Origin of the sequence: Klebsiella quasivariicola (assembly GCF_002269255.1) — a bacterium.
In the GTDB taxonomy this organism is placed as follows: Bacteria; Pseudomonadota; Gammaproteobacteria; order Enterobacterales; family Enterobacteriaceae; genus Klebsiella; species Klebsiella quasivariicola.
Genome location: NZ_CP022823.1, coordinates 4237361 through 4259311, shown reverse-complemented (window position 1 = coordinate 4259311; position 21951 = coordinate 4237361). Strand labels below are relative to the sequence as shown.

Sequence of the window (21951 nt, the reverse complement as noted above, 5' to 3'; positions counted from 1 at the left end):
TGTGTGGAATACATCCCCATATACTGGATTACATATTAACGACGATGCAGTGGAGTGTGGCGTCGTCGGCTACCTGGCGGACTTTAAACTAAGAGAGAGCTCTATGAATCCTGAGCGTTCTGAACGCATTGAAATCCCCGTATTGCCATTGCGCGATGTGGTGGTTTATCCGCACATGGTCATACCCCTGTTCGTAGGGCGGGAAAAATCTATCCGTTGCCTCGAAGCGGCCATGGACCATGATAAAAAAATCATGCTGGTTGCGCAGAAAGAAGCGTCGACGGATGAGCCGGGTGTAAACGATCTTTTCACCGTTGGAACCGTGGCGTCTATTTTGCAGATGTTGAAGCTGCCGGACGGCACCGTGAAGGTGCTGGTCGAAGGGCTGCAGCGTGCTCGCATTTCTGCGCTGTCTGATAATGGCGAACATTTCTCGGCGAAAGCGGAGTATCTCGATTCGCCGGCGATTGACGAACGCGAGCAGGAAGTGCTGGTTCGTACCGCTATCAGCCAGTTTGAAGGCTATATCAAGCTGAACAAAAAGATCCCACCGGAAGTGCTGACGTCGCTGAACAGCATCGACGATCCGGCGCGTCTGGCGGATACCATCGCGGCGCATATGCCGCTGAAGCTGGCTGACAAACAGTCTGTGCTTGAGATGTCCGACGTCAACGAACGTCTGGAATATCTGATGGCGATGATGGAATCGGAAATCGATCTGCTGCAGGTTGAGAAGCGCATTCGCAACCGCGTCAAAAAGCAGATGGAGAAATCCCAGCGCGAGTACTATCTGAACGAGCAAATGAAAGCGATTCAGAAAGAACTCGGCGAGATGGACGACGCCCCGGACGAAAACGAAGCGCTGAAGCGTAAGATCGACGCGGCGAAAATGCCGAAAGAGGCGAAAGAAAAAACCGAAGCGGAACTGCAGAAGCTGAAGATGATGTCGCCGATGTCTGCCGAAGCGACCGTCGTGCGTGGCTACATCGACTGGATGGTGCAGGTGCCGTGGAATGCGCGCAGTAAGGTCAAAAAAGACCTGCGCCAGGCCCAGGAGATCCTTGATACCGATCACTATGGTCTGGAGCGCGTGAAGGACCGCATCCTTGAATATCTCGCGGTGCAGAGCCGGGTGAATAAAATCAAGGGGCCGATCCTTTGTCTGGTGGGGCCGCCGGGGGTAGGTAAAACCTCGCTGGGTCAATCCATCGCCAAAGCGACCGGACGTAAATACGTGCGTATGGCGTTAGGTGGCGTGCGCGATGAAGCGGAAATCCGCGGTCACCGTCGCACCTATATTGGCTCGATGCCGGGCAAACTGATCCAGAAAATGGCAAAAGTGGGGGTCAAAAACCCGCTGTTCCTGCTGGATGAGATCGACAAAATGTCTTCCGACATGCGCGGCGACCCAGCTTCAGCCTTGCTGGAAGTGCTGGATCCGGAACAGAACGTGGCCTTTAACGATCACTATCTGGAAGTGGATTACGATCTCAGCGACGTAATGTTTGTGGCCACCTCTAACTCCATGAACATTCCGGCGCCGCTGCTGGACCGTATGGAAGTGATTCGTCTCTCCGGTTATACCGAAGATGAAAAGCTGAACATTGCGAAGCGTCACCTGCTGCCGAAGCAGATTGAACGTAACGCGCTGAAGAAAGGCGAGTTGACCGTCGACGATAGCGCCATTATCGGCATTATTCGTTACTACACGCGGGAAGCGGGCGTTCGTAGCCTGGAGCGTGAAATCTCCAAGCTGTGCCGTAAGGCCGTTAAGCAGCTGCTGCTGGATAAGACGCTGAAACACATCGAGATTAACGGTGAGAATCTGCATGATTATCTCGGCGTACAGCGCTTCGACTATGGCCGTGCCGACAGTGAGAACCGCGTCGGCCAGGTGACCGGTCTGGCGTGGACGGAGGTAGGTGGCGATCTGCTGACCATTGAAACCGCCTGCGTTCCGGGGAAAGGCAAGCTGACCTACACTGGTTCGCTGGGTGAAGTGATGCAGGAGTCGATTCAGGCTGCGCTGACCGTGGTGCGTTCACGGGCGGACAAACTGGGCATTAACGCCGACTTCTACGAGAAGCGTGATATTCACGTCCACGTACCGGAAGGGGCGACGCCGAAAGATGGTCCGAGCGCGGGTATTGCCATGTGCACGGCGCTGGTCTCCTGTCTGACCGGTAACCCAGTCCGCGCCGATGTGGCGATGACCGGGGAGATTACCCTGCGTGGTCAGGTACTGCCGATCGGCGGTCTGAAGGAAAAACTGTTGGCGGCGCATCGCGGCGGCATTAAGACTGTTCTGATTCCTGATGAGAACAAACGCGACCTTGAAGAAATTCCAGATAACGTTATCGCCGATTTGGATATCCATCCGGTGAAACGAATCGAGGAAGTTCTGACACTTGCGCTGCAGAACGAACCGTTCGGCATGCAGGTTGTGACCGCGAAATAGTGATTCTGCGCAAATTGCGCTAATAAAAATAGGGCTGGTAAGGCATTTCGCACTTGCCAGCCTTTTTTTGTGTAGCTAACTTAGATCGCTGGCAGGGGGGTCATCGACAACTGCTGTTGTAAGGGCATGACAGTCCTGATATAACTGCTGCGCGGTCGCACTATGAAGGACTCAGGTGCGATATAAATTATAAAGAGAGGAAGAGAACAGTGAATAAATCTCAACTGATTGACAAAATTGCTGCGGGTGCGGACATTTCTAAAGCTGCAGCTGGACGTGCGTTAGATGCTTTAATCGCTTCTGTTACTGAATCTCTGCAGGCTGGGGATGACGTTGCGCTGGTAGGTTTTGGTACCTTTGCTGTTAAAGAACGTGCCGCCCGTACTGGTCGCAACCCACAAACAGGTAAAGAAATTACTATCGCTGCCGCAAAAGTACCGGGCTTCCGTGCTGGTAAAGCGCTGAAAGACGCGGTGAACTGATCGGCTTTCCCATCAGGGAATGTGACGAAGTACAAGGGCGCATCGTGAGATGTGCCTTTTTTATTGCCTTTTCAGACCACTTTATGTGTGTTTATCGCTACTTGTGGGCTGACAATCACCCTGTTTTCTTGTCAAAATACGTCCTCACGCGCGGCGGCCATCACGTGCTATGCTGCGCGAGCTAAAGTCATCTACAGCGGAGCGTTGTTACACCATGATGGACAACCTACGCACGGCCGCCAACAGCGTCGTGCTCAAGATTATTTTCGGTATCATTATCGTCTCGTTCATTTTGACCGGGGTGAGTGGTTACCTGATTGGCGGTGGCAAAAACTATGCCGCAAAAGTGAATGGCCAGGAGATTGGCCGTGGGCAGTTTGAAAACGCCGTCGCCAGCGAACGTAACCGTATGCAGCAGCAGCTTGGCGACCAGTTCTCCGAGCTGGCGGCGAACGAAAACTACATGAAGACTATGCGCCAGCAGGTGCTGAATCGCCTGATCGATGAGTCGCTTCTGGATCAGTATGCCCGTGAGCTGGGCCTCAGCATCAGCGATGAGCAGGTGAAGCAGGCGATCTTCCAGACTCAGGCGTTCCAGACAGACGGTAAGTTCGACAACCAGCGTTTCAGCGGTATCGTCGCCCAGATGGGGATGACCACCGATCAGTACGCCCAGGCGCTGCGTAACCAGCTGACCACCCAACAGCTGATTAACGCCATTGCCGGCACCGACTTCATGCTGCCGGGCGAATCCGATCAACTGGCGGCGCTGGTGTCTCAGCAGCGGGTCGTTCGCGAAGCGACCATCAACGTAAACGCTCTGGCGGCAAAACAGACCGCCAGCGATGAGGAAATTAACGCCTTCTGGCAGCAGAATCAGGCCCGTTTTATGGCGCCGGAGCAGTTCCGCGTCAGCTATATCAAAATGGATGCCGCCAGCATGCAGGAAAGTGTCTCTGACGAAGAGATTCAGTCCTGGTATGATCAGCACAAGGATCAGTTCACTCAGCCGCAGCGCAACCGCTACAGCGTGATCCAGACCAAAACCGAAGCTGATGCGAAAGCGGTGCTGGCCGAACTGCAAAAAGGGGCGGACTTCGCCACGCTGGCGAAAGAAAAATCGACCGACATTATCTCTGCCCGCAACGGCGGCGATATGGGGTGGATGGAAGATGCCTCTACCGTTCCTGAGCTGAAAGATGCCGGGCTGAAAGAAAAAGGTCAGCTCTCCGGCGTGATTAAATCCTCGGTTGGCTTCCTGGTGGCTCGTCTGGACGACGTGCAGCCAGCCCAGGTCAAACCGCTGGCTGACGTGCGCAATGACATTGCGGCGAAAGTGAAGCAGGAGAAAGCGCTGGATGCTTACTATGCGCTGCAGCAGAAGGTGAGCGATGCGGCCAGCAACGATAATGAATCGCTGGCAGGCGCGGCGCAGGTTGCCGGTCTTAAGGTCGTCGAAACCGGCTGGTTTGGCCGCGATAACCTGCCGGAAGAGCTGAACTTTAAACCGGTCGCTGACGCTATCTTCAACGGCGGTCTGGTGGGTGAGAACGGCGCGCCGGGCAGCAACTCCGACATCATTACCGTTGACGGCGATCGCGCATTTGTTCTGCGCATCAGCGAGCACAAAGCCGAAGCGGTGAAACCGCTGGCCGAAGTGAAGGCGCAGGTTAGCGATATGGTTAAGCACAATAAAGCGGAACAGCAGGCGAAACTGGACGCCGACAAGCTGCTGGCGGCGCTGAAAGACGGCAAAGGCGATGAAGCGATGAAAGCGGCTGGCCTGAGCTTTGGCGCGCCGCAGACGCTCTCCCGTACCGGCCAGGATCCGCTGAGCCAGCTGGCATTCACTCTGCCGCTGCCGCAGCAGGGCAAACCTGTCTACGGCGTTGGCAGCAATATGCAAGGCGATGTGGTGCTGGTGGCGCTGGATGAAGTGAAAGCAGGCAACATGCCGGAAGAGCAGAAGAAGGCTATGGTTCAGGGGATTACCCAGAACAACGCTCAAATTGCTTTCGAAGCGCTGATGAGCAACCTGCGTAAGGCAGCGAAAATTAAGCTCGGCGACAGCATCGACCAGCAGCAGTAATTTCGCGTCGTCTCGCAAAAATGAGCAACACGATGTAATCCTCAAGGGCCGCTTTCGCGGCCCTTTCCATTTCTGTGATTTGCCTTTTGTCGGCCATCCGCACTGACGCTATCGTGACCTTGCTGTCTACACACAAGGAGATATCAGCATGAAATATGGAATAAAAGCACTGATGGCCGCGAGCGTTCTGGTTTTCGCGGTAGGCGTACAGGGCGCGCTGGCTGCCCCCGCCAGCGGCAAAGCGGCGGTGAATAAAGAAAATGTGCAGGCGACCGCTTCGGCGAAGGCGGAAGCGGTGCCGGGGGAGGCCGACAACGGGGCGACAAAGGTCAGCATTAACCGTGCCAGTGCCGAACAGCTGGCTCAGGCACTGAATGGTGTAGGCCTGAAAAAAGCCCAGGCGATTGTCAGCTACCGAGAAGAGTATGGGCCGTTCAAAACCCTTGATGATTTGAAGCAGGTGCCGGGGATGGGGAGCGCGCTGGTGGAGCGCAATTTAGCTCATCTGACGCTGTAAATTTTATGCCAGCGCTTGCACAGCGGTGATTTTTTGCCAGGATAAAGAGGTTGCATCAAGTGGTGTGACCTCTTACCTCATAAACAACAATAACAGAAAGGCATTGGTGCTATGCAGACACAAATTAAAGTTCGTGGCTATCATCTGGACGTCTATCAGCATGTGAATAACGCACGCTACCTGGAGTTCCTTGAGGAGGCCCGCTGGGATGGCCTGGAGAACAGCCCTGCGTTTCAGTGGATGATGGAGAAAAACATCGCCTTCGTGGTGGTGAACATCAATATTAATTACCGTCGCCCAGCGGTTTTAGGCGATGTGCTGACGGTGAGCAGTAAACTGGAGCAACTCAACGGCAAAAGCGGTACCCTCAGCCAGGTAGTCACTCTCAACCCCAATGGCGAAGTGGTGGCCGATGCGCTAATTACCTTCGTCTGTATTGATTTAAAAACCCAGAAGGCGCTGCCGCTGGAGGGAGAACTGCGTGAGAAACTTGACCAGATGAACTTGCGCTGACAACCGTCGTGGGAGTAACGGGCCCACGGCAGGTGATGAACCCGTAGCCCCGGTAAGCATAGCGCCACCGGGGAATTTGAGTGAAAGCGCCGGTACATCGCTTCCCAGAGGCTATGCCTGTGTCAGCCCGGTTTTTTGCTTCATCACCGCCATCACGCCGACCTTGTCCCCCAGATACTGGTTAAGGCCGTTAGCGCGCAGGTTGCAGGCGGCGCACTGGCCGCAGCCATCGCCCTTAATGCCGTTGTAGCAGGTGAGGGTTTCCCGACGCACCAGATCCAACTGGCCCCAGTAGTCGGCCAGCGCCCAGGTCTCGGCTTTGTTGAGCCACATCAGCGGCGTTTCAAAGCGAATGTCTTTTGCCATCCCCAGGCTTACGGCGTGGTGCAGCGCTTTGACAAACTCATCCCGGCAGTCCGGGTAGCCGGAGAAGTCGGTCTCGCACACGCCGGTGATGATGGCTTCGGCTTTCACCTGATAGGCGTAGATTGCCGTCAGGGTTAAAAACAGAATATTGCGCCCGGGGACAAAGGTGTTGGGAATGCCCTCGGCATCAGGCTGATAGTCGGGTACCGGAATGTTATCGCGGGTCAGGCTGCTGACTGCCAGTTCGTTAAGCAGAGTGACGTCCAGCACTTTATGCGCGACGGCGCCCAGTTTCAGGGCGAGTTCGCGCGCAACATCGATTTCCGCGCGGTGGCGTTGGCCATAATCAAAAGTGACGCAATGCACTTCATCATACTGTTGCAGAGCCTGCACCAGACAGGTGGTTGAATCTTGTCCTCCGCTGAAGACAACTACGGCGCGTTTCATGGCAATTCCTGACTAAATGAGTAAAGGCGATATGGTAGCGCCAGACGCGCACGGCGACCAGCTCTCTCACGTTCACGAGGCTGGCAGCCAGGCACTGGCGAAGTCGAACCAGCCCCGCGCGTTGAGTCGCAGGCCATTGACCCCCGGTGGCGCGCTGATTCGATAGTTATATTTGAACAGCGGCGTCATGATGGCGTCTTCCATCAGACTGTTGAATACGTTGCGCAGCGCATCGTTGCGGCTGCGGGCCTCGGGCTGCGCCTGCACCGCGTCTAATGTCGCCTGCAGATGGGCATATTGCGCCCCGGTCAGCAAATTGGGCCACAGCATATCGCAGCGCAGCCACTGTTCGAGCGCGTATTCCGGCGCTTCGCCGATCAGTCGGTCGCCCATCATCAGATCGGCCTGGCCCAGATGCTGACAGCCTTCCCAGTTTTTGGCGTCATGAAACAGCAGCGTCAGCTCGCAGCCCAGAACAGACAGCCGCAGTCTGAGCTGCTCAGCCATGGCATGAAGCTCGACCGGCAGATGATAGAGCAGGGTGAGCCTGGCCGGCAGCGGTACCGCGTTGTTTTCCGGTCCCTGCGGGATGGACCATCCCGGCAGTACCTCATGGCTTGGCGTAATCAGATCCTCGTCCAGCGGCAGCGTTTCCAGCAGCGACGAGCGGTGAATGATCGATACCAGCCGCTGGGCCTGCGCTTTGCTAAGCCGAGGGCTGTGGCGCAGGGTCAAATAGCAGAAGCCAAGGCTGATGCTGTTGCTGACCTGGCGCAGATTATGCAGCTCTTCGCGATCGCCGATGGTGATCTGCACCGGATGACGGCAGCTGGTCCCGAGATCGCGGTCGAAGAGTTGGGGGGTGATCCAGTACTCCACCGCCTGGATCAGCGGATGCTGCAGGTGGTAGCGGGGATGGTTTTCCAGGCGGACGAGTTCCGGACTAAACCGCTTCAGACGGAACGGCCCGCAGCCGATAGTCGGATCGTCAGGATGCGCCAGCACGCTGCAGTAGCTGGCCAGGCGGAACGGTAGCCAGTAGTCAGGACGATGCAGGGTAATGGTTAGACACTGGGCGTGAGTGACATCGATACGGCTGATGCTGGCGAAAAGGGTGCGTAAGGCGGGCAGTTCAAGCAGCAGCAGTAACCGCTGCCGTAGGTGTGTGGTTTCCACCGTGTCGCCGTTGTGCCAGCACAGCGTGGAGCGGATATAAAACTGCCAGCGCAGGCCGTCCGGGGAGACCTGCCAGTGATGCGCCAGATCGCCGATCGGCATGTTGTCGCCTTCGTCGAAGCGCGTCAGCCCGGCATAGATCTGCCCGGCCAGATGCTGTTCGGCGCGTCCGGGCAGAAAGCCGGGTCGCAGCGGCTCCAGCGGGCGATAGTAAGGAATACGCAGCGTTGGGGTATTGTTTTGCCATTGACCGCCGAGGAAAGGATGAAGCAGGGCTTTCAGCTCCACCGGGGCCAGTTGCGCCAGCTCCAGCGCGTTCTGCTGCTGGCCTTTGCTCAGCGCCTGCTCCATCATCTCGTTACGCAGACGTTCCGGGGTTTTGTGAAAAAAGAGCAGTCCGCGCTTGCCGCGCCCGGAGCTGGCCTGCCAGCTTAACCACCCCGCCTCCTGCGCCTGACGCAGTAAAGTGCGGACGTGGCGTTCGCTGCAAAAACAGCGTTCCGCCAGTTCGCCGACAGTGACCTGCTGCGGCGCTCCGGCTGAGGGCTGCCATAGACGCTGGTATTGATTTAAACGGTGTAAGAGTCGCATAAGGGCCGCCGTCCGCTGGGTTGCTGTAAACCCGGAACAATTAATAATATCTATTCACTATTACTTCCGTATATCCCAGGTGATACTGCAACACAAGCGAAGCCCATCACACATCGGGGAATACACCATGGCAAAACTGGCCGCATTTGATATGGACGGCACTCTGCTGATGCCGAACCATCGTCTCGGCGAAAAGACGCTCAACGCACTGAACCGGCTGCGCGAACGCGATATCACCCTGACGTTCGCTACCGGTCGCCATGTGCTGGAGATGCACCATGTGATTGGCGAATTTTCCCTTGATGCATTTCTGATCACCGGCAACGGAACGCGCATCCATTCGCTGGAAGGGGAGGAGCTTTATCGCCAGGATCTCGATCCCGAGGCGGCGGAAGTGGTGCTGCACAGCAAATGGGATACGCAGGCCAGCATGCATGTGTTTAACGATGGCGGCTGGTTCACCGGTCAGGCACGGCCTGAATTGTTGCAAGCGCATGTCTTCAGCGGCTTTCACTATCAACTGTGCGATCCGCAACGCATGTCGGCGCAGCATGTCACCAAGATCTGTTTCTGCGGCGATCATGACGATCTCCACCGCCTGCGGATCCAGCTGAATGAGGCGCTGGGCGAGCGCGCGTTTCTCTGCTTCTCGGCGATGGACTGTCTGGAGGTGCTGCCGGTTGGCTGCAACAAAGGCGCAGCGCTGGCGGTGCTCAGCCAGCACTTAGGCTTCACCTTGCAGGAGTGCATGGCGTTTGGCGATGCCATGAACGATCGCGAGATGCTGAGCAGCGTTGGGCGGGGTTTTATCATGGGCAACGCGATGCCGCAGCTGAAAGCCGAGCTGCCGCATCTACCGGTGATCGGTGACTGCCGTCATCAGGCGGTCTCCCACTTTTTAACGCATTGGCTGGATAACCCTGATCTTCCTTATTCCCCCGAATAGAGAGACTCTTCCAGCAAGCCAGATAGTTTTCTATCTGGCTTTTTTTATCGCCTTTCGACCAGACCGGCGATCTCCGCCTGCCAGGGCGCAATATCGCCGATGTTATCCGCCACCCACTGTGGGTTGTAATAGCTTTCCAGGTAACGTTCACCGCTGTCGCACAGGAGCGTCACAATAGAGCCGGTGCGTCCTTCTTCGCGCATCCTCGCGGCCAGCTGCAATACGCCCCACATATTGGTGCCGGTCGAGGCGCCGACCTTGCGCCCAAGCTGCGTTTCGAGCCATAGCGCAGTCGCCACACTCGCCGCATCCGGCACGCGTAGCATCTCGTCAACGACGTCGGGAATAAACGACGGTTCGACGCGTGGGCGGCCGATGCCTTCAATTTTGCTGCCGACCGGGCTGCGCAGGCTGGCGTCGCGGGTTTGCCAGTAGTCGAGGAAGACCGAATTCTGCGGGTCAACGACCATCAGCTGCGTCTCATGGCCCTGGCTGCGAATATAGCGGCCAATGGTGGCCGAGGTGCCGCCGGTGCCGGCGCTCATGACGATCCATGATGGCTGCGGGTGCGGCTCATGGCTCATCTGGCGAAAAATACTGTCGGCGATATTGTTATTGCCGCGCCAGTCGGTGGCCCGCTCGGCAAAGGTGAATTGATCCATATAATGGCCGTTCAGCTCGCGGGCCAGCGTTTCGGACGCGTCGTAGATTTCGCAGGCGCTCTGCACGAAATGGCAGCGTCCGCCGTAAAATTCGATCTGTTCGATTTTGCGTTTGGCGGTGCAGTAAGGCATCACAGCGATAAACGGCAGCCCCAACAGCCGGGCGAAATAAGCCTCCGAAACGGCGGTTGACCCTGAGGAGGACTCAATAATGGGCGTACCTTCTTTGATCCAGCCGTTGCACAAACCATAGAGAAACAGCGACCGCGCCAGGCGATGCTTCAGGCTGCCGGTGGGGTGGGTGCTTTCATCTTTCAGATAGAGGGGGATCCCCGGAAATGCGGGTAGCGCCAGACGGATCAGGTGCGTGTCGGCAGAGCGCTGATAGTCGGCGTTGATTTCACTAATGGCATGTTTAACCCAGGCGCTGTTCATCGTGATTTCCTGTTTGTCATTTTGTGCCTAGCTTAGCGGAAAGCGCAGGAAAAATTGTTGCCATTTAGCCTGTGGATTACCATTATGAGAGCAAAATTTTCTCCCTGGATGCCCTATGCTAGATAAAATTGACCGTAAGCTGCTGGCGCTGCTGCAGGAAGATTGCACCCTCTCTTTGCAGGCGCTGGCCGATGCCGTTAATCTGACCACTACCCCCTGCTGGAAACGCCTGAAACGGCTCGAAGATGAGGGGATTCTCCGCGGGCGTGTCGCCCTGTTGGACGCGGAAAAGGTGGGGCTGGGGCTGACGGCGTTTGTCCTCATCAAGACCCAACATCACAGCAGCGACTGGTATTGTCAGTTCGTTAGCGAAGTGACGCAGATGGCGGAAGTGCTCGGCTTCTGGCGGATGGCGGGTGAGTATGACTACCTGCTGCGGGTGCAGGTGGCCGATATGAAACGCTATGACGACTTTTATAAACGTTTAGTGAACAGCGTGCCTGGTCTGTCGGATGTCACTTCGAGTTTTGCTATGGAACAGATAAAATATACCACCGCCTTGCCTGTCGAATAACGGTATTGTGCCGTAACCTATTAAAAATTCAGGATCTTACTGCTTGCGATTATTTGCTCAACTCAGCTGGTACTTCCGCCGGGAGTGGCGCCGCTATCTTGGCGCGATTGCTCTGCTGGCCATTATTGCCGTTCTGCAGCTTATTCCGCCGAAGGTGGTGGGCATTGTGGTGGACGGTGTGACGCAACAACATTACACCGCAGAGAAGGTGTGGATGTGGATTGGCGCGCTGGTGCTGATCGCGGTGATGGTCTACCTGCTGCGCTATGTCTGGCGTGTACTGCTGTTCGGTGCTTCTTATCAGCTGGCGGTCGAGCTGCGGGAAGATTTTTATCGGCAATTGAGTCGCCAGCATCCGGCGTTCTATTTGCGCCATCGCACCGGGGATCTGATCGCCCGCGCCACCAATGACGTGGACCGGGTGGTGTTTGCCGCCGGCGAAGGGGTATTAACCCTGGTGGATTCGCTGGTGATGGGCTGTGCGGTATTGATTGTGATGTCGACGCAGATTAGCTGGCAGCTCACCCTGCTGGCGCTGCTGCCGATGCCGCTGATGGCCCTGGCGATTAAACGCAACGGCGACGCGCTTCATGAACGTTTCCGCGTGGCTCAGGCGGCCTTTTCCAGCCTCAACGATCGTACGCAGGAGAGCCTGACCAGCATTCGCATGATCAAGGCGTTTGGGCTGGAGGATCGCCAGTCGGCGCAGTTTGCCGCCGATGCAGCCGATACCGGCGCAAAAAATATGCGCGTGGCGCGCATTGACGCCCGCTTCGACCCCACCATCTATATCGCCATCGGGGCGGCTAATCTGCTGGCCATCGGCGGCGGCAGCTGGATGGTGATCCACGGCAGCCTGACGCTGGGCCAGCTGACCAGCTTCGTGATGTATCTTGGCCTGATGATCTGGCCAATGCTGGCGCTGGCGTGGATGTTTAACATCGTGGAGCGCGGTAGCGCGGCCTATGGCCGTATCCGCACGATGCTCGAAGAGGCACCGGCGGTGGACGACGGGACCGAGACAGTGCCGGCAGGCCGCGGCGTTCTGCAGGTCGCCATCCGTGATTTCAGCTATCCGCAGGCGAGCAAACCTTCGCTGGAGCAGGTTAATTTTACCCTCCAGCCCGGGCAAATGCTGGGCATCTGCGGGCCGACGGGCGCCGGCAAAAGCACCATTCTGGCGCTGCTGCAACGTCATTTTGACGTCACCAGCGGCGAGATCCGCTTTCACGATCTGCCGCTGCCGCGTCTGCAGCTCGACAGCTGGCGCGCCCGGCTGGCGGTAGTCAATCAGACGCCGTTTTTATTCTCCGACACCGTCGCCAATAATATCGCGCTGGGAAAACCGGATGCGACGGCGGAACAGATTGAGCGGGTGGCGCGGCTGGCCAGCGTGCATGACGACATTCTGCGACTACCTCAGGGCTACGAGACCGAAGTGGGCGAGCGCGGCGTGATGCTCTCTGGCGGTCAGAAACAGCGCATCTCTATCGCCCGCGCCCTGCTGCTGGAGGCCGAAATACTGATCCTCGACGATGCCTTATCGGCGGTGGATGGCCGCACCGAGCACCAGATCCTGCACAACCTGCGCCAGTGGGGGGAGGGGCGAACGGTGATCATCAGCGCCCACCGGCTGTCGGCGCTGACCGAGGCCAGCGAAATTCTGGTGCTGCAGCATGGGCATATTGCCCAGCGTGGCCGCCATGAGGCGCTGGCCGTGCAGCCCGGCTGGTATCGCGATATGTATCGTTATCAGCAGCTTGAGGCGGCGCTCGATGAGGTTCCGCAGGCGCAAGAGGAGGCCCTGGATGCGTAGCTTTACGGAACTCTGGCCGACGCTTAAACGTCTGCTGGCCTATGGTTCACCGTGGCGTAAGCCGCTGGCCATCGCGGTGGGGATGATGTGGATCGCGGCGGCGGCGGAAGTGAGCGGCCCGCTGCTCATCAGCTATTTTATCGACAATATGGTGGCGAAACATACGCTGCCCCTGAAGCTGGTGGCAGGCCTGGCGGCAGCCTATATTGGCCTGCAGCTGCTGGCGGCGTTACTGCACTATAACCAGTCGCTGTTGTTTAACCGCGCCGCGGTCGGCGTCGTCCAGCAGTTGCGTAGCGATGTAATGGATGCCGCCCTGCATCAGCCGCTCAGCGAGTTTGATACCCAGCCGGTTGGGCAACTTATCTCACGGGTGACCAACGATACCGAAGTCATTCGCGATCTGTACGTGACGGTGGTGGCGACGGTACTGCGCAGCGCGGCGCTGATCGGCGCGATGCTGGTGGCGATGTTTAGCCTCGACTGGCGGATGGCGCTGGTAGCGATTGCGATCTTCCCGGCGGTGCTGATCGTAATGATCATCTATCAGCGCTACAGCACGCCGATTGTGCGCCGGGTGCGCGCCTGGCTTGCCGATATCAACGATGGTTTCAACGAAGTCATTAACGGCATGGGGGTGATCCAGCAGTTTCGCCAGCAGGCGCGCTTTGGCGAACGGATGCGCGAGGCCAGCTATGCCCACTATATGGCGCGAATGCAGACGCTGCGCCTCGACGGTTTTCTGCTGCGCCCGCTGCTGAGCCTTTTTTCCTCGCTGGTGCTGTGCGGGCTGCTGATGCTGTTTGGCTTTAGCGCGGCGGGCACGATCGAGGTCGGGGTCCTGTACGCGTTTATCAGCTATCTTGGGCGCCTTAACGAGCCGCTTATCGAGCTGACCACCCAGCAGTCGATGCTGCAGCAGGCGGTGGTCGCCGGCGAACGCGTTTTTGAGCTGATGGATCGCCCGCGCCAGGCGTGGGGTTCGGATGACGCGCCGCTGGGCAGCGGCCGGGTGGAAATTGACCATCTCTCCTTTGCCTACCGGGGAGACCGTCTGGTCCTGCAGGATATCACGCTGGATATTCCCTCCCGCAGCTTCGTGGCGCTGGTCGGACATACCGGCAGCGGCAAGAGTACCCTCGCCAGCCTGATGATGGGCTATTACCCGTTAACCCACGGGGAGATCCGCATCGATGGACGGCCGCTCGCGTCCCTCAGCCACAGCGCATTGCGTCGGGGCATCGCGATGGTGCAACAGGATCCGGTGGTGCTGGCGGATACCTTCTACGCTAACGTCGCGCTGGGCCGGGACATCAGTGAAACCCAGGTCTGGGAAGCGCTGGAGGCAGTGCAGCTGGCGGCGGTGGCACGCAGCATGAGCGATGGCCTGTACACTCAGCTGGGCGAGCAGGGCAATAATCTCTCCGTCGGGCAGAAACAGCTGCTGGCGCTGGCGCGCGTGCTGGTGGAGACCCCGCAGGTCCTGATTCTGGACGAGGCGACCGCCAACATCGACTCCGGCACTGAACAGGCTATTCAGCAAGCGCTGGCAAAGGTTCGCCAGCATACCACTCTGGTCGTCATTGCCCATCGGCTGTCGACCATCGTCGAGGCCGATACCATTCTGGTCCTCCATCGCGGTCAGGCCGTTGAGCGGGGCACTCATCAGCAACTGCTGGCGGCGAAAGGCCGTTACTGGCAGATGTATCAGCTGCAGCTGGCCGGCGAAGAGCTGGCGGCCAGCGCCCGGGAAGAGTCGCTCAGCGCCTGATGCACCACCAGCAGGCAGCGAAAACAGGGCGGCCTGCCATGGTGCAAAAACGCTACATGAAATGCACCGTTGTGGTGCATTTTTACGCAACAAATCTCTTTGCGCAGGCTATTGCCTGACCTGTCCCCTGTTTTTTGCCATCAAAGGGCCGCTCTGCGGCCTTTTTTCATTTCTGGCATAGCCCTTGCTTTATATCCATCGTGTTAGCTGCGGCCATTACCGAATACTGACTGGAGGGGACTTATGAAGCTGGTTACCGTGGTAATCAAACCATTCAAACTGGAAGACGTGCGTGAAGCCTTGTCTTCCATCGGCATTCAGGGCCTGACGGTCACTGAAGTCAAAGGATTTGGCCGTCAAAAAGGTCACGCGGAGCTCTACCGCGGCGCCGAATATAGCGTCAACTTTCTGCCAAAAGTGAAGATTGATGTGGCGATTGCCGACGATCAGCTGGATGAAGTCATCGATGTCATCAGCAAAGCGGCTTATACCGGAAAAATTGGCGACGGCAAAATTTTCGTCGCTGAATTGCAGCGCGTCATTCGCATCCGTACCGGCGAAGCTGACGAAGCGGCACTGTAATTTCCAGACCACACAGTGATGGGGAACGAAACAATGAAAATGGCAACAATGAAATCGGGTCTGGGGGCATTAGCCCTTCTTCCGGGGCTGGCGATGGCCGCGCCTGCGGTAGCGGACAAAGCCGATAACGCGTTTATGATGATTTGCACCGCGCTGGTTCTGTTTATGACTATCCCGGGGATCGCGTTGTTTTACGGCGGGCTGATCCGCGGCAAAAACGTTCTGTCCATGCTGACGCAGGTGATTGTCACCTTTGGCCTGGTCTGCGTACTGTGGGTGATTTATGGCTATACCCTGGCCTTCGGCACCGGCGGCAGCTTCTTCGGCAGCTTTGACTGGGTAATGCTGAAAAACATTGAGCTGAAAGCGCTGATGGGCACCTTCTATCAGTATATCCACGTGGCCTTCCAGGGCTCGTTTGCCTGCATCACCGTCGGGCTGATTGTTGGGGCGCTGGCGGAACGTATTCGTTTCTCCGCGGTACTGATCTTCGTGGTGGTGTGGATGACGCTCTCCTACGTGCCGATTGCGCATATGGTCTGGGGCGGCGGTCTGCTGGCGACGCATGGCGCGCTGGACTTCGCCGGCGGCACTGTTGTGCACATCAACGCCGCGGTCGCCGGGCTGGTGGGCGCCTATATGATGGGTAAACGCGTGGGCTTCGGCAAAGAAGCGTTCAAACCGCATAACCTGCCGATGGTATTCACTGGCACCGCTATCCTCTACGTGGGCTGGTTCGGCTTCAACGCCGGCTCTGCCAGCGCAGCGAATGAAATTGCGGCCCTGGCCTTCGTTAACACCGTTGTGGCGACTGCCGCGGCTATCCTGGCGTGGACCTTTGGCGAATGGGCCCTGCGTGGCAAACCTTCTCTGCTGGGCGCCTGCTCAGGGGCGATTGCCGGTCTGGTCGGCGTGACGCCAGCGTGTGGCTATATCGGTGTCGGCGGGGCGCTGATTGTCGGGATCGCCTCTGGTCTGGCCGGTATCTGGGGTGTGACCGCGCTGAAGCGCTGGCTGCGTGTGGATGACCCTTGCGACGTCTTTGGCGTTCACGGCGTCTGCGGCATCGTCGGCTGTATCCTGACCGGTATCTTCGCGGCGACGTCTCTCGGCGGCGTCGGTTATGCGGAAGGTGTCACCATGGGCCATCAACTGCTGGTGCAGCTGGAAAGTATCGCCATCACCGTAGTCTGGTCCGGCGTGGTGGCTTTCATCGGTTATAAAGTGGCGGACATGACCGTCGGGCTGCGCGTGCCGGAAGAGCAGGAACGCGAAGGGCTGGACGTCAACAGCCATGGCGAAAACGCCTACAACGCCTGACAAAACCCCTTCTCCCTGTAGCAAAAAGCCTCCCGTCCGGGAGGCTTTTTTTATGCGTTGCGGTTGCGCATCACCCCTTCCTGGACCGTTGAGGCAACCAGTGTTCCATCCTGGGTGTAGAACTCGCCGCGTACGAAGCCACGGGCGCTGGAGGCTGAAGTGCTTTCGACACTGTACAGCAGCCATTCATTAATATTAAACGGCCGGTGGAACCACATCGAATGGTCGATAGTGGCGACCTGCATGCCGGGCTCGAGGAAACCGACGCCGTGCGGCTGCAGCGCCACCGGCAGAAAGTTAAAGTCCGAAGCATAGCCCAGCAGATACTGATGAATGCGCAGATCGTCGGGAACGGCGCCGTTGGCGCGCAGCCAGACCTGGCGCACCGGTTCGGCAATATGGCCTTTCATCGGGTTATGAAACTCCACCGGACGGATCTCCAGCGGTTTATCGCAGAGGAATTTGTCTTTCACCTGCGGCGGCAGGAGATGCGCCAGCTTGCGAGCGATGTCGGTTTCTGAAGGCAGACCGTCAGGTGAGGGGGTGGTCGGCATCGCTTTCTGATGCTCATAGCCATTCTCTGGCGCCTGGAAGGAGGCGGTCATATAGAAGATCGGCTTCCCGTTCTGGATAGCGGCGACCCGACGGGCGCTAAAACTGTTGCCGTCGCGCAGCACCTCCACATCGTAGACGATCGGCTTCTGGCTATCACCCGGGCGCAGAAAGTAGCTGTGAAACGAATGCACCAGCCGTTCAACGGGCACCGTCTCTTTTGCCGCATACAGCGCCTGACCGACTACCTGGCCGCCAAAAACCTGACGCAATCCCAGGTCTTCGCTCTGCCCGCGAAACAACCCTTCCTCAATTTTTTCCAGATCTAATAATGCCAGCAGGTTAGAGAGTGCCTGACTCATACTTATCCTCAATTAACAATGGCGGCGCAGTGCGCGTAATGTGGCCAAGTATAACCTGGAATCGCAAGTGGTCCGATGGGTGTAATAATCTGAATAACGCCCGGTTAACAGGAACAAATCTGAGATCTGTGCCACGCTTATTGACGACACGAAAGTTCCTGCCGGCGAAGCGGCGGAACATCCTCCTGGGTATTAAGGGATGATAAGGAGAACATCATGAAATTTGCCTATATGTTTAGTGCCTTAGCCGTTGCCGCGACGCTGACCGCCTGTGCTAATCACCACTCGACCAATTCTTCGACTCAGGCAGCCGCGCCCGACCCTTACGGCATCGCGACGCTGAGCGTAGCGCAGCAGCAGCCAAGCGTCACGGGGACGATTAATATCCGCCAGAGAATCGCTTTACCGCCGGATGCGGTACTGACGGTGACCCTGTCGGATGCTTCTCTGGCAGATGCGCCAGCCCGCGTGTTGTCGCAAAAAGCGGTGCGTACTGAAGGCAAACAGGCGCCATTTAACTTTGCGCTGCCTTACAACCCGGCAGACGTGCAACCGAACGCCCGTATTCTGCTGAGTGCCGCGATCACCGTTAACGGCCAGCTGATGTTTATTACCGATACCGTGCAGTCGGTGATAAATCAGGGGGGCACTCATGCCGACCTGACGCTGGTTCCGGTCCAGCAGACCGCCGTTCCTGTCGCGCAATAAGCTCGCTGAGCCCCCGGAAGGGGGCTTTTTTTTGTCTTCAGTAAACCCAGCGATAGCGCTGGAGATCGATATGGCCGCTGCCGGAAACCTGAACCCCTTCAGCCAGCAAGGCCTGACGCTGCCGCTGCAGGTCGGGCCCGGTGAGGGAGATATCGCCATGGCGATTGACGACGCGATGCCAGGGAAGGGTAGACCCTTCCGGCAGGCGCCTCAGTACGCCACCCACCTGACGCGCTGCGCGCGGTGAACCGGCCAGGCGGGCGACATCGCCGTAGGTCGTGACGTATCCTTCCGGTATCGACGCCACGATGTGCCAGACGCGTTGGGGAAATGTGTCGTGCTGATCCATGTTCTGTCCTGTTACCGGCAAAACGCCAGCATAAGCGCTGAGCCGCAGGCTGTACAGTCGGCAAGGGTCAGGCGGGCTGCTCGACGGTGAACGTCAGGGCTAGGCCGAGGATCTGCATGCCATGGACATTGTCAGACGGTGAACTGGCGATCAAACTCTCAAGAAATTTCAGGCGCTGCGAGGCGGCGTTAATGATGAGCTTCGCGCGCAGGCCCGGCATGGCCAGCGATGAGATGGGATACACCACCCGACCGCTGATATAGACCGGCAGCTTGCGCAGTTCGACCTGGCGCAGCACGCCGACGGTGGAATAGAGCAGCGACAGCGGCGTGACCGCCCTTACCGGCGCCTGGCTGAGGGTTGCGAAGTCGAGCATTTTTCCCGGGCGCAGATAGTTCACGCCCTGATAGGCGATGGTCATCCCTTCAATAGCGGGTAAAGGCAAAGTAATGGTCTGGGGTGATGAGTCAGTCATTCGAGTACCGTAGAGACAATGTGCTGATTATAAAAGAAGAGGTAAGGTGGCTAAGTATGGTGGATATCACGTCTTTAAGCTGAGGGCGCGCTCGCAATCTCACCGGTTAACTGTGAGTTGTTGGTTTTATTCGCGTTATTGCACAATAAACCAGCAGGCAGTCGGCGTGCGCTTGCAATTCACCAGGTCAGCAGGGATAATGCGCCAGCGCGTTGGGTAACCAACGCTCTCAATGGGGGCTCTGTTGGTTCTCCCGCAACGCTACTCTGTTTACCAGGTCAGGTCCGGAAGGAAGCAGCCAGAGCAGACGACGTGTGTGCCGGGATGTAGCTGGCAGGGCCCCCACCCATTTCAGCCTGCCTGTTATTTCCCTTATGTTTATCCGGTCTTTACGCCTGCTGTAATTAATTTCTGGTACAGATCACATATTATTTTTAGTTGTTAAAAAACTACCTTTTTATTCCATAATATTGACTTGTCATAAATCTGAAATACTACTGAAATATTAATGTCATGTCTGTGTCATAAATAAGGTGCATCTTATTGATGGGAATTTGTTGGCCGATCCATGCTATAAAATATATCTCTGGATCAGCATGTTAACTTCGTGTATTAATTATGATGATTTTATTGCACGGGAAGCGTAGCTATGACCACAGTGGTTTTGAATGTAAAAATTGACGCCGAGTTAAAAGAGAAGCTGCGTCATTATGCGGAAGTGAATAACGAGAACCTGGGTACGGCAACGGAAAAGCTGTTGCAGCTGGCTTTTCAGCTGGAGGCGTCAGCAGCTGAGGCGGGGGTAACGGAAGAAGACATTGACAGCCAGCATACCGAAGAGGAAGCGACGCCATTAACCCCTAAAGAAATCAAAGCATTAAGAAAACTTCTGAAGAAGAAAAAATGAAACAACAACTCTCTACAGCCAGCAACTATAGCGAAGCCTGCGATATGTTGCGCTCAGGATACGTAAAACATGTTCGCCTGAACTGGAATATCGGTAGTGATGAGTTCTTTCGCATTGCCTCCGACTGGTGTGACACCGGCGCTAAAATTAAAAAAGATGAAGATGGCTTTATTATTTCCCTGAAAGGGTTTCCTATTCCGCGCCAGCATTAATGAAATTGCCTTATTTCTATCATCGGGTTGCCATAACCAGAGGGCAGGATATCCCGGCAATTTTATAAAAACATCTCATATACCTCATGGATGACGGTCATTTGACGGGCTGAACCCAGCCCGTCGATATTTTGTTATATTATTTTCCGCAGACGCGTATTTTCCTTCTGCTCTGCAAGGCTTTGCCACAGCGGTTGTAGCGTGGAGAAGGCCTGGCGCAATGCTTCATCCGGCAGCGTAAACGGCAGCCGTAAATAGCGATCGAACGCCCCCTCCAGACCAAATCGCGTACCGGTACCGATATGGATCCCCTGGCTTTCCGCGCGCGCAGAGAACAGGGTGGCCAGCATGTCAGGGAGTTCCACCCAAAAAGAGAGCCCACCTTCCGGCGCCGCAAATCGCCAGCGGGGAAAATATTCCGCCATCAGCGTTTCGCACATGTCCCGGCGCGCCTTCAGCATCTCCCGACGCGGCGGCAGCAACGTTGCGGCATTGTCCAGCAACCAGCTGCAGGCCAGCTGCTCCAGCAGCGGTGTACCTAAATCCAGGGAATCACGGGCCTGAATAAGCGAGGCGATGGTTCGCGCACTGGCGCGGATCCAGCCGATGCGCAGTCCTCCCCAGAAACTTTTCCCGGCCGAACCAATGGTGATCACCGCGGCATCGGGATTAAAGCAGGCCAGCGGCGGGGGCGGGGGCGCGTTGTACCAAAGGTCGGCCATGGTCTCATCGATTACCAGCGTTGTTCGCGTCCTGGCGGCGATATCCGCGACCCGCTGGCGGGTGGGGGCATCCATACAGCGCCCGGTGGGATTGTGAAAATCCGGCATCAGCCATGCCAGACGCGGCGCGGTCTGCGCAATAGTCGCCGCCAATCCATCACAGTCCCATCCCTGCTGCGGGAGCGCGACGCCGATCGGGCGGCAGGAGGCACCCTGAATCGCGCTAATCGCCATGGGATAGGTTGGAGCGTCAATGACCACCCGGTCACCCGGGCCGGTAAACAGGCGCAGGATCAATGCGAAGGCGCTAAGGGCGCCGTTGACGACCATCACCTCATCGGGCCGCGTCGGTAGACCGCGTTCGCTATAGTGCCGGGCAATGGCCTCCCGCAGCACTGGCAATCCATGTTGATCGTAGCCAGTTTGCGTCAGATAGGACGGGAGCAGGGTCATGGCATGCTGGAAGGCCTGATGGACTTCCGGCCCGGCGCTGAGCGCGGCGGTAGAGAGATTAAGCGTAGATGAGATGCCGGTAGGCAGAGGAAGATCGGCGGGGCGTTCCGGCAAAACAATGCGTGACCCGCTCCCCTGACGGCTGTAGAGAAAACCCTCCTCCCGCAACTGGCCGAGCGCGCTGGCGATGGTGGTCCGGCTGACGTTCAGGGCCGTCGCCAGCTCGCGCTCGCCGGGCAGGCGCGTTTGCAGCGTCAGGCGACCATCAAGGATCAGCAGGCGGAGCGCTTCCGCCAGCTGGCGCCATAGCGGCGTGCGTGAGCTGGACTCCTGCCAGTTGCCGAGCAGGCGTACCAGGGATTGGGTTCCAAAGCGTCGGGCTGACATAGCGATCCACTTTTCCAAAACTGGCCATTAATTATCAGTCCATTTTTGCTGATGATGAAGGCATTCGCAATGATGTTGA

The 21951-nt window shown here is 57.3% G+C and carries 21 protein-coding genes and 1 other RNA gene; 15 read left to right on the top strand and 7 right to left on the bottom strand.

Annotated features, from left to right (window positions below):
* Nucleotides 1-103 precede the first annotated feature (103 nt).
* The 5 genes from lon to B8P98_RS21540 all read left to right on the top strand — a co-directional run bounded on the left by lon (nucleotide 104) and on the right by B8P98_RS21540 (nucleotide 6059).
* Nucleotides 104-2458 carry an endopeptidase La gene (gene lon, locus B8P98_RS21560; protein WP_023288614.1) on the top strand — a complete coding sequence of 785 codons (2355 nt, stop codon included), beginning with the start codon at nucleotides 104-106 and terminating at the stop codon, nucleotides 2456-2458.
* 209 nt (nucleotides 2459-2667) lie between these two features.
* A complete protein-coding gene (gene hupB / locus B8P98_RS21555) occupies nucleotides 2668-2940 on the top strand; it encodes a nucleoid-associated protein HU-beta (RefSeq protein WP_002444653.1) in 273 nt (90 codons plus the stop codon).
* 214 nt (nucleotides 2941-3154) lie between these two features.
* On the top strand, nucleotides 3155-5029 hold the full coding sequence (ppiD, locus tag B8P98_RS21550; RefSeq protein WP_025710662.1) for a peptidylprolyl isomerase: 1875 nt from the start codon (nucleotides 3155-3157) through the stop codon (nucleotides 5027-5029).
* Between the two features lie 148 nt (nucleotides 5030-5177).
* Nucleotides 5178-5546, top strand: coding sequence for a helix-hairpin-helix domain-containing protein (locus tag B8P98_RS21545; RefSeq protein WP_080897007.1), 369 nt, complete (start codon nucleotides 5178-5180; stop codon nucleotides 5544-5546).
* Nucleotides 5547-5657: 111 nt separating this feature from the next.
* Complete coding sequence (locus B8P98_RS21540) at nucleotides 5658-6059, top strand: YbgC/FadM family acyl-CoA thioesterase (RefSeq protein WP_008805405.1); 402 nt, start codon at nucleotides 5658-5660, stop codon at nucleotides 6057-6059.
* A 111-nt stretch (nucleotides 6060-6170) separates the two neighbouring features.
* On the opposite strand, the gene queC is transcribed toward B8P98_RS21540, so the two are convergent.
* Nucleotides 6171-6872: a 7-cyano-7-deazaguanine synthase QueC gene (gene queC / locus B8P98_RS21535; RefSeq protein ID WP_025710664.1), complete on the bottom strand. Its 702-nt coding sequence runs from the start codon at nucleotides 6870-6872 to the stop codon at nucleotides 6171-6173.
* A gap of 72 nt (nucleotides 6873-6944) precedes the next feature.
* Entirely contained in the window at nucleotides 6945-8639 is a 1695-nt protein-coding gene (locus tag B8P98_RS21530) for an SgrR family transcriptional regulator (protein WP_080897006.1), read from the bottom strand.
* A 127-nt stretch (nucleotides 8640-8766) separates the two neighbouring features.
* On the opposite strand from B8P98_RS21530, the gene cof reads away from it, so the two are divergent.
* Nucleotides 8767-9585, top strand: coding sequence for an HMP-PP phosphatase (cof, locus tag B8P98_RS21525; RefSeq protein ID WP_025710665.1), 819 nt, complete (start codon nucleotides 8767-8769; stop codon nucleotides 9583-9585).
* Between the two features lie 44 nt (nucleotides 9586-9629).
* Here the strand turns inward: cof and B8P98_RS21520 are convergent, their stop codons facing one another.
* Nucleotides 9630-10682, bottom strand: coding sequence for a PLP-dependent cysteine synthase family protein (locus B8P98_RS21520; RefSeq protein ID WP_025710666.1), 1053 nt, complete (start codon nucleotides 10680-10682; stop codon nucleotides 9630-9632).
* 115 nt (nucleotides 10683-10797) lie between these two features.
* On the opposite strand from B8P98_RS21520, the gene B8P98_RS21515 reads away from it, so the two are divergent.
* The 5 genes from B8P98_RS21515 (at nucleotide 10798) to amtB (ending at nucleotide 16745) form a co-directional block, all read left to right on the top strand.
* The gene (locus tag B8P98_RS21515; RefSeq protein ID WP_002891873.1) at nucleotides 10798-11256 is read left to right on the top strand and encodes an Lrp/AsnC family transcriptional regulator; all 459 of its coding nucleotides are present in this window, start codon (nucleotides 10798-10800) and stop codon (nucleotides 11254-11256) included.
* A gap of 43 nt (nucleotides 11257-11299) precedes the next feature.
* Complete coding sequence (locus B8P98_RS21510; RefSeq protein ID WP_025710667.1) at nucleotides 11300-13072, top strand: SmdA family multidrug ABC transporter permease/ATP-binding protein; 1773 nt, start codon at nucleotides 11300-11302, stop codon at nucleotides 13070-13072.
* A complete protein-coding gene (locus B8P98_RS21505) occupies nucleotides 13065-14843 on the top strand; it encodes a SmdB family multidrug efflux ABC transporter permease/ATP-binding protein (RefSeq protein ID WP_025710668.1) in 1779 nt (592 codons plus the stop codon). Before B8P98_RS21510 ends, B8P98_RS21505 begins: the two co-directional genes overlap by 8 nt.
* A 243-nt stretch (nucleotides 14844-15086) precedes the next feature.
* Nucleotides 15087-15425 (top strand): P-II family nitrogen regulator, encoded by a 339-nt coding sequence (gene glnK, locus B8P98_RS21500; RefSeq protein WP_002891893.1) that lies wholly within the window; start codon nucleotides 15087-15089, stop codon nucleotides 15423-15425.
* A gap of 33 nt (nucleotides 15426-15458) precedes the next feature.
* Nucleotides 15459-16745 (top strand): ammonium transporter AmtB, encoded by a 1287-nt coding sequence (gene amtB, locus B8P98_RS21495; RefSeq protein WP_004152876.1) that lies wholly within the window; start codon nucleotides 15459-15461, stop codon nucleotides 16743-16745.
* Between the two features lie 50 nt (nucleotides 16746-16795).
* Here the strand turns inward: amtB and tesB are convergent, their stop codons facing one another.
* Nucleotides 16796-17659 (bottom strand): acyl-CoA thioesterase II, encoded by an 864-nt coding sequence (gene tesB / locus B8P98_RS21490; protein ID WP_080897001.1) that lies wholly within the window; start codon nucleotides 17657-17659, stop codon nucleotides 16796-16798.
* A gap of 216 nt (nucleotides 17660-17875) precedes the next feature.
* Here tesB and B8P98_RS21485 point away from each other — a divergent pair, with 216 nt between their 5' ends.
* The gene (locus tag B8P98_RS21485) at nucleotides 17876-18367 is read left to right on the top strand and encodes a YbaY family lipoprotein (RefSeq protein ID WP_025710670.1); all 492 of its coding nucleotides are present in this window, start codon (nucleotides 17876-17878) and stop codon (nucleotides 18365-18367) included.
* Between the two features lie 37 nt (nucleotides 18368-18404).
* Here the strand turns inward: B8P98_RS21485 and B8P98_RS21480 are convergent, their stop codons facing one another.
* A complete protein-coding gene (locus tag B8P98_RS21480; RefSeq protein WP_025710671.1) occupies nucleotides 18405-18716 on the bottom strand; it encodes an MGMT family protein in 312 nt (103 codons plus the stop codon).
* Nucleotides 18717-18783: 67 nt separating this feature from the next.
* Nucleotides 18784-19191 carry a dTDP-glucose pyrophosphorylase gene (locus B8P98_RS21475; protein WP_080897000.1) on the bottom strand — a complete coding sequence of 136 codons (408 nt, stop codon included), beginning with the start codon at nucleotides 19189-19191 and terminating at the stop codon, nucleotides 18784-18786.
* 242 nt (nucleotides 19192-19433) lie between these two features.
* Between B8P98_RS21475 and ffs the strand changes: the two genes are divergently transcribed.
* The 3 genes from ffs (at nucleotide 19434) to B8P98_RS21460 (ending at nucleotide 20310) form a co-directional block, all read left to right on the top strand.
* Nucleotides 19434-19530, top strand: an RNA gene (gene ffs / locus B8P98_RS21470) — signal recognition particle sRNA small type.
* Between the two features lie 310 nt (nucleotides 19531-19840).
* Nucleotides 19841-20098, top strand: a complete 258-nt coding sequence (locus B8P98_RS21465) for a hypothetical protein (RefSeq protein ID WP_025710673.1) — start codon at nucleotides 19841-19843, stop codon at nucleotides 20096-20098.
* Nucleotides 20095-20310: a hypothetical protein gene (locus B8P98_RS21460; protein WP_004129860.1), complete on the top strand. Its 216-nt coding sequence runs from the start codon at nucleotides 20095-20097 to the stop codon at nucleotides 20308-20310. Before B8P98_RS21465 ends, B8P98_RS21460 begins: the two co-directional genes overlap by 4 nt.
* Before the next feature lie 134 nt (nucleotides 20311-20444).
* Here B8P98_RS21460 and yczR read toward each other — a convergent pair whose 3' ends face one another.
* Nucleotides 20445-21872 carry a MocR-like transcription factor YczR gene (gene yczR, locus B8P98_RS21455; protein ID WP_080896999.1) on the bottom strand — a complete coding sequence of 476 codons (1428 nt, stop codon included), beginning with the start codon at nucleotides 21870-21872 and terminating at the stop codon, nucleotides 20445-20447.
* Nucleotides 21873-21951: the final 79 nt, after the last annotated feature.

Excerpts from the sequence above, each read along its gene's own strand:
- B8P98_RS21515 (WP_002891873.1), top strand. The coding sequence starts at position 10,798 with ATGCTAGATAAAATTGACCGTAAGCTGCTGGCGCTGCTGCAGGAAGAT.
- ppiD (WP_025710662.1), top strand. The coding sequence starts at position 3,155 with ATGATGGACAACCTACGCACGGCCGCCAACAGCGTCGTGCTCAAGATT.
- B8P98_RS21475 (WP_080897000.1), bottom strand. The coding sequence starts at position 19,191 with ATGACTGACTCATCACCCCAGACCATTACTTTGCCTTTACCCGCTATT.
- tesB (WP_080897001.1), bottom strand. The coding sequence starts at position 17,659 with ATGAGTCAGGCACTCTCTAACCTGCTGGCATTATTAGATCTGGAAAAA.
- B8P98_RS21520 (WP_025710666.1), bottom strand. The coding sequence starts at position 10,682 with ATGAACAGCGCCTGGGTTAAACATGCCATTAGTGAAATCAACGCCGAC.
- B8P98_RS21505 (WP_025710668.1), top strand. The coding sequence starts at position 13,065 with ATGCGTAGCTTTACGGAACTCTGGCCGACGCTTAAACGTCTGCTGGCC.
- B8P98_RS21540 (WP_008805405.1), top strand. The coding sequence starts at position 5,658 with ATGCAGACACAAATTAAAGTTCGTGGCTATCATCTGGACGTCTATCAG.
- cof (WP_025710665.1), top strand. The coding sequence starts at position 8,767 with ATGGCAAAACTGGCCGCATTTGATATGGACGGCACTCTGCTGATGCCG.
- B8P98_RS21545 (WP_080897007.1), top strand. The coding sequence starts at position 5,178 with ATGAAATATGGAATAAAAGCACTGATGGCCGCGAGCGTTCTGGTTTTC.
- B8P98_RS21460 (WP_004129860.1), top strand. The coding sequence starts at position 20,095 with ATGAAACAACAACTCTCTACAGCCAGCAACTATAGCGAAGCCTGCGAT.
- lon (WP_023288614.1), top strand. The coding sequence starts at position 104 with ATGAATCCTGAGCGTTCTGAACGCATTGAAATCCCCGTATTGCCATTG.
- B8P98_RS21485 (WP_025710670.1), top strand. The coding sequence starts at position 17,876 with ATGAAATTTGCCTATATGTTTAGTGCCTTAGCCGTTGCCGCGACGCTG.
- B8P98_RS21480 (WP_025710671.1), bottom strand. The coding sequence starts at position 18,716 with ATGGATCAGCACGACACATTTCCCCAACGCGTCTGGCACATCGTGGCG.
- queC (WP_025710664.1), bottom strand. The coding sequence starts at position 6,872 with ATGAAACGCGCCGTAGTTGTCTTCAGCGGAGGACAAGATTCAACCACC.
- glnK (WP_002891893.1), top strand. The coding sequence starts at position 15,087 with ATGAAGCTGGTTACCGTGGTAATCAAACCATTCAAACTGGAAGACGTG.
- B8P98_RS21465 (WP_025710673.1), top strand. The coding sequence starts at position 19,841 with ATGACCACAGTGGTTTTGAATGTAAAAATTGACGCCGAGTTAAAAGAG.
- yczR (WP_080896999.1), bottom strand. The coding sequence starts at position 21,872 with ATGTCAGCCCGACGCTTTGGAACCCAATCCCTGGTACGCCTGCTCGGC.
- B8P98_RS21530 (WP_080897006.1), bottom strand. The coding sequence starts at position 8,639 with ATGCGACTCTTACACCGTTTAAATCAATACCAGCGTCTATGGCAGCCC.
- amtB (WP_004152876.1), top strand. The coding sequence starts at position 15,459 with ATGAAAATGGCAACAATGAAATCGGGTCTGGGGGCATTAGCCCTTCTT.